The organism is Lysobacter gummosus (genome assembly GCF_001442805.1).
GTDB classification, from domain to species: domain Bacteria; phylum Pseudomonadota; class Gammaproteobacteria; order Xanthomonadales; family Xanthomonadaceae; genus Lysobacter; species Lysobacter gummosus.
Window position 1 is genome coordinate 2,189,179 of sequence record NZ_CP011131.1, and the last position, 10,633, is coordinate 2,199,811.

Sequence of the window (10,633 nt, forward strand, 5' to 3'; positions counted from 1 at the left end):
CTTGGCGAAAGCTAAGGAAACCGTTCGCCGCCGCGGTTGCGGCGGCGAACGCGGCGCGGACTCAGGCCAGATTGGCCTTGTCCAGTCCGAAGGCCTTGTCCAGGCTGCCCGGAACGGTCTGGAAGCCGATGTTGACGCGGTTCCATGCGTTGATGTTCATGACCATGAAGCTCAGATCGGAAATTTCTTTCTCGGACAACTGCGTGCGCACGCGCTCGTAGATGTCGTCGGGCACGCCGTGCGCCGGGATCTGGGTCAGCGCTTCCGTCCACGCCAGCACGGCGCGTTCGCGCGGGGCGAACAAGGTCGATTCGCGCCAGATGGCGAGGTGATGCAGGCGCAGCGGGCGCTCGCCGTGCAAGGTGGCCTGTTTGATGTGCATGTCCACGCAGAACGCGCAGCCGTTGATCTGCGAGGCGCGGATCGAGACCAGATCGCGGATGGGCTGCTCGATCGAGGACTTTTCCACGAGCATGCTGAACTCGATGAGTTTCTTGAACAGTTCCGGGGATTGCTGTTGGTAATCCAGGCGTTGACTCATGGCGAAGCGTCCTTGGGTTGGCATCGGTGGGGGAGAGCGGCCGGGGGTGAGCCGGGTTGCCGATCCAGCCTAGGCAGCCAGCGCGCGGCCCGGTAGGCACGCGCACGGACGCGCGGTGTTGAGCGCAGGGCACCAGTGGGGCCGGCGTGTCACAGGCCGATACGCTGCGCCGACCTTGGAGCATGACCATTATTTTTCACCACCGGGGCGGCGACCCCGCGCCATCGCAAGCCGAGCGAATCTGGCTGGATTTCCTGCGCGCGCTGCAGGCGCTGGCGCCGGAAGCGCAGGCGGCGTTCGTGCTGCACGTGATCTTCGAGACCAGCTACGCCGATATCGCCCGCATGATCGGCCAGCCGGCGGAGCTGTGCCGCCAGCAGGTCGAACACGCCCGCGCCCACGCGCTGGCGCCGTGGCCACGGCGCGGGCAGGACGAGGCATGACCACCATGAACCTGGTAATGAACGCGACAGCACAGACTCCGATCGACGGCCACGACGCGCTGCCGTGCAGCTTCTCGGCCAGCTACGCCGGTGTGGTGGCCTTCATCACCGTGGCCACCGAGGGCAGCTTCGCGCGCGCGGCCGACCGGTTGGGCGTCGGCCGCTCGGCGGTAAGCCGCAGCGTGCAGAAACTGGAAGGGCAGTTGGGCGCGCGGCTGTTCCTGCGCACGACGCGCTCGACCTCGCTCACCAGCGAGGGCGAACTGTTCTTCGAGAACTGCCGCCCCGGCGTGGAACGGATCACCCAGGCCCTGGACGAAATGCGCGACCTGCGCGAAGGCCCGCCGCGCGGGCAGTTGCGGATCAGTTCGACGCACGGCTTCGGCCGCAACGTCGTCGCGCCGCTGCTGGCCGAGTTCCGCCTGCGCTATCCCGGGATCGGCATCGAACTGACCTTGGAAGAACGGTTGGCCGATCTCGCTGTCGATCGCGTCGATGTCGCCTTCCGCGACGGCCGCATGGACGACAGCCAGGTGATCGCCAAGCAGCTGATCCCGATGCGCATGCTGGTCTGCGCATCGCCCGATTACGCGCGCCGGCGCGGCCTGCCGACATCGATCGGCGAGTTGCAGGCGCACGCCTGCATCAACCGGCGGCTGCCGAACGGGCGTCTGCGCAGTTGGGATTTCAAGATCGACGGTGTCGCCCAATCGGTCGCGCCGCCGGGCGAGCTGGTGTTCAACGACGACGATCTGCTGCTGCAAGCGGTGCATGCCGGCCAGGGGCTGGCGCAGATGCCGGCGTACCAGGTCAGCGCGGCCCTGCGCTCGGGCGCGCTGCTGGCGTGCCTGAATCCGTTCGCGCCCGACGACCGCGGCCATTACCTGTGCTATCTGAGCCGGCGCCAGCTTCCCAAGCGCATCCGCGTGTTCATCGACTTCATCACCGCACAGGTGCGGGCGTTGAATCTCGATCCCCAGGTCGATGCGCCGCCGCCGCTCGCGCCGGCCTTCGGCCTGCGCACCGACGCTGCGGCCTGACGGGGCCGCCGTTGCCGCCCAGCGGGCATTGGTGCATGCCGGGAAACATCGCGCATCCACGCGCAGGCCTACTGCGATCGACGCCCAGCTTCTAGCATGGCCCGGCGTTACCCGCTGTTCCCGTGCCAGGGACATCGGCTCTCCTTCATCAGGCGCAGAGGTGCAACATGAAATTCGTCGTCATCGGCGGTACCGGTTTGATCGGCAGCAAGGTGGTCGCGCAACTGCGCGCCCAGGGCCATGAAGTCGTCGCCGCCGCGCCTTCGACCGGGGTCAATATCCTCACCGGCGAAGGTCTGGACGCGGCCATGGCTGGCACCGATACGGTCGTGGACCTGGCCAATTCGCCGTCGTTCGAAGATGCCGCGGTCATGGACTTCTTCCGCACCGCCGGCCACAACCTGCTGAGCGCGGAAGCGCGCGCCGGTGTGAGCCATCATGTGGCCTTGTCGGTGGTGGGCACCGACAAGCTGTCGGCATCGGGCTATTTCCGCGCCAAGATCGCCCAGGAACAGTTGATCCGCGAATCGGCGATTCCCTACACCATCGTGCATTCCACGCAGTTCTACGAATTCCTGCCCGGCATCATCCAGGCCGGCACCGACGGCCAGACGGTGCGGTTGCCGCCGGCGCTGGTGCAGCCGATCGCCTCGGAAGATGTCGCCAACGCGGTCGCGCGCGTGGCCGTGCAGAAGCCGGCCAACGGCATCGTCGAGATCGCCGGGCCGCAGCGCGAGCCGATGGCCGATCTGGCGCGGCGATTCATGCGCGCCGTGCAAGATACGCGCGAAGTCGTCAGCGATCCGAGCGCGCTGTACTTCGGCGCGCAATTGCAGGAAGACACGCTGGTGCCGGTCGGCGCGGCGTGGCAGGGCGCGTTGAACTTCGAGAGCTGGCTTGCACAATCGCAGTTCGCCCGCCAGGCGCCGCGCGCCTGAGCGCGGCCGCACCGTTTCACGCCGACGAACCGTGCCGGCCACTTCATGGCGGCAACGCCGACCCTGCGATCCACACCGGGACGACGCCTGAACGCCCATGAGCCCGTTGCGACCGCCGCCGCCGATTTTTCTCGACAAGTACCACGGTGAACAGGCCCGCGCGCTGTACACCGGCCGGGTGCGGGTGAGCGGCGGCGAGGCCATGCACGGGCGCGCCTCGGGCGTGGCGCGTTCGGACGACAGCGCGCTCGAGGTGGATCTGCGCTTGCCGGTGGAACTGGGCGGGCCGGGCGGCGGCAGCAATCCGGAGCAACTGCTGGCGGCGGCCTACGCCGCCTGTTTTCATGGCGCGCTGGTGTTGCTCGCCAATCGTTCGGGACTGGCGTTGATGCAAGTGACGGTGGATGCCGCGGTGACGTTCGCGCGCGATCCGATGGATGGGCTGTTCCTGCTGTCGGCGGAAATCCGCGTCGATCTTCCCGGCGTGGAGCGCGCGGTCGCGGCCGAACTGGTGCGCAACACCGAGCGGATCTGCCCTTACGCGAAGATGTTCCGCCAAGGCATCGACCATGTCGTGGTGGTCGCGCACGACGACGATCCTTGCTGATCGATTTCACGTTTCAACCGCGCGCAAGGCGCGACAGCGCGAAAACATTACGGCTGTCATGCCGCGCCGGATGTGTGATCCCAGGCGCAGGTCGCACCCGATGGCCGTGATATCTGTGGCGTCGCCGAGCCCTGGCGGCCGTCGATCACAGGAGACGCCATGTCGAATTCCGCATCCGCGCCGTTCGTCCGGGCGCGCGCGATCTTCGCCGGATTGACCCTGGCTCTGCTGCTGCTGCCGGCGACGGCATCGAGCGCGCCGCACAACGGCCAGCTTTACCTCGACTACGCCGAAGTGCCGTTGATCACGCAGCACCCCGGCGCTTACTCGTGGATGGTCATCCAGAGCTACATGCGCGTGCACGTCGACATCCCGCGGCTCAAGGCCGCCAATCCCGGCATGCGTTTGTATATGTATTTCGACACCGCAGGCGCCTACGACCTGCCGCCCGCCGAAGAACCGTGGCCTTCCGGCATGTCGTATCGCTGGGTCAAGGCCAATCATCCGGACTGGATCGTCAAGGATCGCAGCGGCCGCCCGGTCACGTTCTGGGGCGGGGATCTGCATCTGTACGACGTCGGCAACAAGGCCTATCAGGACGAATGGGCGCGGCGCGCCATCGATTACGCGAAGACCGGCGGCTTCCATGGCGTGTTCGCGGACGACGTCAACATGGGCGAAAGTTTTCGTTCGAGTTGGTCGGCGATCCCGTCCAAGTACCCGACCGATCTGGCGTGGACGCAGGCGGTCGAATCGTTCCTGAAAAACGTTTCGCCGCAACTGAAGGCCGCCGGCCTCGCGCTGATGCCCAACGTGGCCTCTGCCTGGAACTCCGACCGGCCCACGCAAGTGCGCTGGGCGAAACTGGCCGGCGCTTACGCGCGGGAGCATTACGAATCCTGGCCCAGCGGCGATGCGCCCGGCGAAGACGACATCAACAAGGGCTTGCTCGGCGGCGCCGACTGGGCCTGGATGGCCTCGCTTCATCGCGACATCGCCCAGGCCGGAGTCGGCTTTTACGCGTTCCCGCATGCCGGCGGTTGGCAGGCCCTCGACAAGATGCGTTACACCAGCGCCTCGTTCCTGCTCTGGCACGATCCCGGCGCGGCCGGCGGCGGCTACGCCTATGCCACCGGCGGCGGCGCGGATACCGGCCAGGACCCGTACAACAGCGCGTGGACCTTCGATCTGGGCGCGCCGTCGGCGGCAGCGGTGCAGCAATCGCCGGGCGTGTGGACGCGGCGATTCGCGCGCGGCTCGGTGCGGGTGGATTCCAACGCCAAGACCGCAAGCATCTTGCCCTGAGCGCTGCGCCAGCCCCGCATCGCGAATCGGTCCTGCCGCAGCGACGAGCGCCGGCCGGCGCTAAACTGCGCCCCAGCCCGGTGCCCGCGCACCCGGAATCATCAGGGGAATCGTATGCGGTGGATGGTCGCGCTGTTGGCGCTGAGCCTTGTGAGTGCGTGTTCGGTGGGAAGCGGGACCGTTTCGGCCGACATCGATCGTATGTATCCGGGCTGCAAGTTGAAGGAACTCAATTCCACCCGTTTCCTGAAAGACAGCGATCGCTTCGTCCTGGCCAAGTTCACCTACACGTGTCCGGATCACAACTATCTCAAGTACGGCAATCTGGTCTACACCAAGACCATGGATACCGGCTTCACCATCTACTGCTGCGCGCGCGAAGCGACGGCGGAGGAACTCTGACGCAGCGGGGATGCGGCCACTGGAGGCCTTCGCGATGCGCAGGTAGGCTATCGCGCCGCCATCCCGATTCATGCCACGGAGAGTAATGCCTTGCGAATGACATCCGTAATCTGCGCGCTGGCCCTCGGCCTGAGCAGCGCCGGCAGCGCGCATGCGCAGGTGGATCTGTCCACGCTCGACGACAAGATGGCCGGGCCCACCACGCAGGTGTTGGTGCTGGGCACGGTGCACCTGAGCACGATGCCGAAGGATTTCGATCGCCGCTCCCTGCAGCCGCTGATCGACCGTCTGGTCGAGTTCCATCCGCAGATCGTCACCGTCGAAGAGATGCCCGGCGAGCAGTGCGACATGGCCGAGCGCCATCCGGCGATCTATGGCGAGCAAGGGCTGGCGCCGTATTGCCGCAAACCCGATGCGGGCAAGACGGCGACGGGGCTGGACGTGCCGGCGGCGATCGCCCAGACGCACAAGACCCTGAAGACATGGCCGGCGGCGCCGACTCCGGCGCAGCGACGCCATCTGGCGGCGTTGTTCATGGCCGCCAACGACGATGTGTCGGCGCTGGTGCAATGGCTGCAACTGCCGACGGCGGAACGCCGCGCCGGCGATGGGTTGGACGCCGCGCTGGTCGCCGCGCTCGAAAAATCCACGCGCGCCAACAGCGAAAGCGGGCTGATCGCCGCGGTCGTGGCGGCGCGCCTGGGCTTGCAGCGCGTGTACGCGGCCGACGATCACACCGGCGACAACGTCGATGTCGCCGATGCAGCGGCCTTCGGCAAGGCGATCCAGCAGGCCTGGGACGCGGCCGCGGCGCCGATGCGGCCGATCCGCGAGCGCCAGAACGCCTTGATCAAGGCCGGCGACATGTTGGGCCTGTATCGCTACATCAACAGCCCCGCGGTCATGCGCGCCAACATCGACAGCGATTTCGCCGCGGCCCTGCGCGACCGCTCGCCCGAGCATTACGGCCAGATGTATGTCGCCGGTTGGGAGACCCGCAACCTGCGCATGGTGGCCAACATCCGCGCGGCCGCGCGCGAGCGTCCCGGCACGCGCGTGCTGTCGATCGTCGGCGTCTCGCACAAGCCCTGGTTCGACGATCTGCTGGGCCGCATGCAGGGCCTGCGCATCGTCGATGCGCAGGAGGTTCTGAAGTGATAGTGCGCGCATAGGTGGGCCGCGCGTTCGCGGCCGGCGCGTCGATACGGCCGGCTTGGTAGGGCTCTCGGGCCGCGCATCGGAGCGTCATAGGCTATGTATGTTCTCTCGGAACAGTTGGACGCAGACGGCGATCCGCGCCTGCCGTTCGAGCGTTACGCGCAGTACCTGCGGCACAATCGCGAACGCTTTCCGGCCAGCGCGCACGCGATCGCCTCCGGGCCGCTGCTCGATGTCTCCGATCCGCGCTGCCCGCACGACGCATGGCTGGAATGGGCGCGCTTCGAAGAGCCTTCGCAAGGCGAGCGGCATGAAATCCGCGAGCTGAACCTGCGGGTGCGACTATTGAGCGCGCAGCACGATCGGTTTATCGAGTTGTTCTATCCGCGCGTGCACGCCTACACCCTGAGCAATCCGTGCTCGACGGCGGGCCATTTCGATTGGCGTTACAGCGAAATCCGCCTCACCGCGGCCGGCACCGTCGTGCATGAGATCGAATGGGCGGGACCGCCGGGAACGCAGGCTCGATGGCTGATCGAGGCTTTGGATGTGCGGATGGAGACGTTCCCGCTGTACCGCGCGGAGCCTGCGTCCCAATCGCAACCGGCCGACGGTGCGGCTTGAGATCGCGCCGTCGCGATCAGGGCGCCCCCGGTAAATCCGTCTGACCAAGCAACCATTCGCGAAACGCGAGAATGCGCGGGTCGTCGTGACTGCTGTCCGGATAGACCAGGTGATAGGCGTATTCGGGCGCGACCTGGACCTCGATATCGAATACGCGCACCAGCCGGCCCTGGGCGAGATCGGTGCCGATCATCTCCAGATCGGCCAATCCGACCGCGCCGCCGTCGATCACCGCTTGCACGACATGCGCCGAATCCGCGAACGCGAGACAGCGGCTGTCGTCGAAATCCTCGATGCCGGCCGCCGCCATCCACATGCGCCAGGTCGGCCAGACCATGCTGTCGGTCTTCCAGTCCACATGGCACAAGGTGTGCTGGAGCAGGTCGCGCGGGTGGTCGAGTGGCGGCCCGGTTTGCAGCAGGGCGGGGCTGCACACGGCGACGATGCGGGTATCGAACAGCCGCTGCGAGCGCATATGCGGATAGCGGCCGGTGCCGAAGCGGATCGCCGCGTCGATATCGTCCACGTCGAAATCGCGCAGCTCATCGCTGATGTCGAAGTCGAGTTGCAACTGCGGATGCACGGCGCGGAACTGCGGCAACTTGGGCAGCAGCCAGTTGCTGGCGAAGCGCGCGCTGGTCGAAATGCGCAGGCCGCTGCGTTCGCGCGCCATGCGCCGGGCGCGGCCGACGGCGCGCTGCAGCGTGTCGAGCGCGGTGGCGGTGGCCTGGAACAACTCCGCGCCGGCCGGGGTCAGCTGGATGCTGCGGCTGGTGCGGGTGAACAGCACCAGGCCGAGTTGATCCTCGATCTCCTTGATCTGGTGGCTGACCGCCGCCGGCGTCAGCCCGACCTCGTCGGCGGCGCGGGTGAAGTTCAAATGCCGCGCGGCCGCCTCGAAGGTTCGCAGCGCGCGGGTGCCCGGCAACATCCGGTTCATCGATCTTCAAGCCAGCTTTGAGAATGCGGCGAGAATCACCGCTTTTCCGCACTCGGTCAACGGCCGCGCCGGCCTTCATGTCGCCGCCGCGCAGTGGGTGATCTACCATGCGCGGTATCGACGCCGGACATCAAAAGTCCCATGTGCATCTTCTCGCAACCGGTTCAACGCGTGTGCTCCACGCGCATCTTCGCCCGCCATGCCGGCGAGCGGCAGGTGCTGGTCTACGAAATGCGCTTGGTCTCGCAGACGGATCAGGCGATGATCCTGCCGCTGCCCACGCGCGGAACCGACGCAGAGGCCGTCAGGTTTATCGATCTGTCGGCGCGGCCGCAGTTTTTCGAGGATCTGCACCGATGCTTTCCGGTCGCCGCTTCGGGCAGCCGATCGCCTGACGGCGGCCGCCGAGCCCCGACCCTGGCGGTGCATCGGGTCGGCGCCTTCGAAGCCTCCTTCGTGGCCACGCGCGCCGATTTCGTCCGCCTGGACCCGCGCTTCCGTCTCGACGATGCGGTCTGGGACCAGTTTCCCGCATACGAGGGGTTCGGCTTCGCGGTGTTCCAGCTTCGCGCCGGCGACGCGCGCGTGCATCCGATGGCGTTGTCGTTCCGCACTCGCGACACGGAGCGGTTGTTCTATCCCACCGCGCATGTTCACGACGGCACGGTCCACGCCAGCGCCGAATACGATCATCTGCTGTATGTGCAGCGCAGCCCGCAACCGCGGGGCTGGCGCGACAGCGGCATCGTTCTGCGCGATGCCCTGGATGCGGAGTTTTTCGCCGCGCCCGGCGTGCTGGATCTGGTCGATCCCGATGGCTCGGTGGCGGGGCGTGGGCTGTCCGGGGAACTGCCGAACGAGGACACGTGGGTGGACGGCTCATGAGCGGTGTCGTCGGCGAGTATGCGCAACGATTGAACCCCGGTCGCGATCGATCTTCAAACCGCGCTTGTCGATCCATTGAAAACAATTGGTTTGTCGGTGGCGGGCCGGTCCCCGATGATTCCGGGATCGCGTTCGCGCATGTTCCGGAGTAAATCGATGTCCGCACGTTTGCCTGGCTGTGTGGTTCCACCCAAGGCCCAGGCCGAAGATCCGGTATGCCGCCGCGATCAACATCGCCCCATCAGGAGCGTGACCTCATGCATGCGCTGATCGTCCTCGCCCATCCCGACCCGCAATCGCTCAGCCACGCCGTCGCCGCGCGGATCGGTGAGGGCATCGCGCACGGCGCTTCGGCGCACAGCTTCCAAATCGCCGACCTTGCCGCGGAAGGGTTCGACCCGCGTTTCACCGCCGACGATGTCGCCGTGCATGTCCGACTTGCGCCGCCGCCGGCCGATGTTCTCGTCGAGCAGGCGCGGATCGATCGTGCCGACGCGCTGGTGCTGGTGTATCCGGTGTTCTGGTGGTCGATGCCGGGCTTGCTCAAAGGCTGGATCGATCGCGTCTTCACCAACGGCTGGGCCTACCGCTCCGATGCCGACACGGCATTGGTGAAGCGGCTGCGCGGCCGGCGCGTGCATCTGGTCGGCATCGGCGGCGCCGATCTGCGCACCTATACCCGGCGCGGCTACCTGGACGCGATGAAGACCCAGATCGATCACGGCATCTTCGACTACTGCGGTGCCAGCGTGGAGACCTCGGAACTGCTGCTCGATTCGGTAAACGACGCAGCCTCGCATCTGCAGACCGCGCACGCCATCGGCCTGCGGTTGTTCGATCCATCGCGGCGATCCAAGGCGGGCGAGGCGGCCTGATCGGAAAGCCATCGCGCCTTGCGCCCGCGATTGCGCGAATCTTGCTCGTCGGCAAGCGCAATCGACACCCTCGCGGCCTCGCATTCGCCGCCGCGAAGCCTCATGCTGACCAAGATGGTCGCCCGGATTGATCGCAACGGGCGCAAACGCTCAGTTCGCGACATGAATCGCGCCAGATCACGGTTAGCTAACACAAGGCGGCGCACTGTAGACGGACACCACGACGCAATGTCGTGGCGCAAATCGGTCGCGGCGATCTTCATCGCCCGGCCGTACCAGCCTGGAACTCCCAGTCTCCATGGGAGATACGGCCCAGACCGTTGATCGGCCCGCACTGCGCGAGCCGTACTTAAGGCGAACCCGAATGACCAGCACCACGACTGCGGCCGGCGCGAGCGCCGCTTCTTCCCCTCTCGCGATGACGGAGACGGCGCCGAAGAAGCTGCTCGAAGTCGCCGCGGCCGAAGGATCGTTCGCGATTTTCTGCGAAGCGGTGGAACGCGCCGGCATGTCCGAATTCCTTAACGGAAACGGCCCGTTCACCGCGTTCATTCCCACCGACGCGGCCTTCGGCGAACTGCCGGAAGGCGCGCTGGCAAGCTTGTTCCTGCCGGAAAACAAGGCGCGTTTGAACGATCTGCTCAACGGTCATCTGATTCCGAAAAGGAAGACCGTGGTCGAGTTCGAGCGCTGGGACGCGCTGAAGACGGTGAACGGCCGCAACGTCGCGATCCAGGTGCTCGACAAGCAGGTCAGCTTCGGCGTCGGCAAGGTGGTCCTGCCCAATATCTACTCGAGCAATGCGGTTATTCACGGCATCGACCGGGTCAATCTGCCCGCCAACTAGCGCGGGCTCCGCTCGCCGCCGGGGCGCG

Annotated in this window: 13 protein-coding genes; 11 read left to right on the forward strand and 2 right to left on the reverse strand. The window is 66.6% G+C overall.

What is annotated here, in order from left to right; all coding sequences use genetic code 11:
• Nucleotides 1-61: 61 nt before the first annotated feature.
• Nucleotides 62-541: a carboxymuconolactone decarboxylase family protein gene (locus LG3211_RS09100; RefSeq protein WP_057942551.1), complete on the reverse strand. Its 480-nt coding sequence runs from the start codon at nt 539-541 to the stop codon at nt 62-64.
• Nucleotides 542-723: 182 nt separating this feature from the next.
• Between LG3211_RS09100 and LG3211_RS09105 the strand changes: the two genes are divergently transcribed.
• The 8 genes from LG3211_RS09105 (at nt 724) to LG3211_RS09140 (ending at nt 7,058) form a co-directional block, all read left to right on the forward strand.
• Complete coding sequence (locus LG3211_RS09105; RefSeq protein ID WP_057942552.1) at nt 724-984, forward strand: sigma factor-like helix-turn-helix DNA-binding protein; 261 nt, start codon at nt 724-726, stop codon at nt 982-984.
• Nucleotides 981-2,024 carry a LysR family transcriptional regulator gene (locus LG3211_RS09110; protein WP_148648813.1) on the forward strand — a complete coding sequence of 348 codons (1,044 nt, stop codon included), beginning with the start codon at nt 981-983 and terminating at the stop codon, nt 2,022-2,024. The genes LG3211_RS09105 and LG3211_RS09110 overlap by 4 nt, the downstream gene beginning before the upstream one ends.
• Nucleotides 2,025-2,191: 167 nt before the next feature.
• Nucleotides 2,192-2,962, forward strand: coding sequence for an SDR family oxidoreductase (locus LG3211_RS09115; protein ID WP_057942553.1), 771 nt, complete (start codon nt 2,192-2,194; stop codon nt 2,960-2,962).
• 97 nt (nt 2,963-3,059) lie between these two features.
• Nucleotides 3,060-3,569, forward strand: coding sequence for an Ohr family peroxiredoxin (locus tag LG3211_RS09120; protein WP_057942554.1), 510 nt, complete (start codon nt 3,060-3,062; stop codon nt 3,567-3,569).
• A gap of 159 nt (nt 3,570-3,728) precedes the next feature.
• A complete protein-coding gene (locus LG3211_RS09125; RefSeq protein ID WP_057942555.1) occupies nt 3,729-4,874 on the forward strand; it encodes a putative glycoside hydrolase in 1,146 nt (381 codons plus the stop codon).
• Between the two features lie 201 nt (nt 4,875-5,075).
• Nucleotides 5,076-5,276, forward strand: a complete 201-nt coding sequence (locus tag LG3211_RS09130; protein WP_148648814.1) for a hypothetical protein — start codon at nt 5,076-5,078, stop codon at nt 5,274-5,276.
• A 96-nt stretch (nt 5,277-5,372) separates the two neighbouring features.
• Nucleotides 5,373-6,434: a DUF5694 domain-containing protein gene (locus tag LG3211_RS09135; protein ID WP_057942557.1), complete on the forward strand. Its 1,062-nt coding sequence runs from the start codon at nt 5,373-5,375 to the stop codon at nt 6,432-6,434.
• A 96-nt stretch (nt 6,435-6,530) separates the two neighbouring features.
• Nucleotides 6,531-7,058: a hypothetical protein gene (locus tag LG3211_RS09140; protein WP_057942558.1), complete on the forward strand. Its 528-nt coding sequence runs from the start codon at nt 6,531-6,533 to the stop codon at nt 7,056-7,058.
• Between the two features lie 16 nt (nt 7,059-7,074).
• Here LG3211_RS09140 and gcvA read toward each other — a convergent pair whose 3' ends face one another.
• The gene (gene gcvA / locus LG3211_RS09145; RefSeq protein WP_057942559.1) at nt 7,075-7,998 is read right to left on the reverse strand and encodes a transcriptional regulator GcvA; all 924 of its coding nucleotides are present in this window, start codon (nt 7,996-7,998) and stop codon (nt 7,075-7,077) included.
• Nucleotides 7,999-8,139: 141 nt separating this feature from the next.
• Between gcvA and LG3211_RS09150 the strand changes: the two genes are divergently transcribed.
• The 3 genes from LG3211_RS09150 to LG3211_RS09160 all read left to right on the forward strand — a co-directional run bounded on the left by LG3211_RS09150 (nt 8,140) and on the right by LG3211_RS09160 (nt 10,605).
• Entirely contained in the window at nt 8,140-8,883 is a 744-nt protein-coding gene (locus LG3211_RS09150) for a hypothetical protein (protein ID WP_057942560.1), read from the forward strand.
• A gap of 257 nt (nt 8,884-9,140) precedes the next feature.
• A complete protein-coding gene (locus LG3211_RS09155; RefSeq protein WP_057942561.1) occupies nt 9,141-9,758 on the forward strand; it encodes an NAD(P)H-dependent oxidoreductase in 618 nt (205 codons plus the stop codon).
• A 364-nt stretch (nt 9,759-10,122) separates the two neighbouring features.
• On the forward strand, nt 10,123-10,605 hold the full coding sequence (locus tag LG3211_RS09160; protein ID WP_187313160.1) for a fasciclin domain-containing protein: 483 nt from the start codon (nt 10,123-10,125) through the stop codon (nt 10,603-10,605).
• Nucleotides 10,606-10,633: the final 28 nt, after the last annotated feature.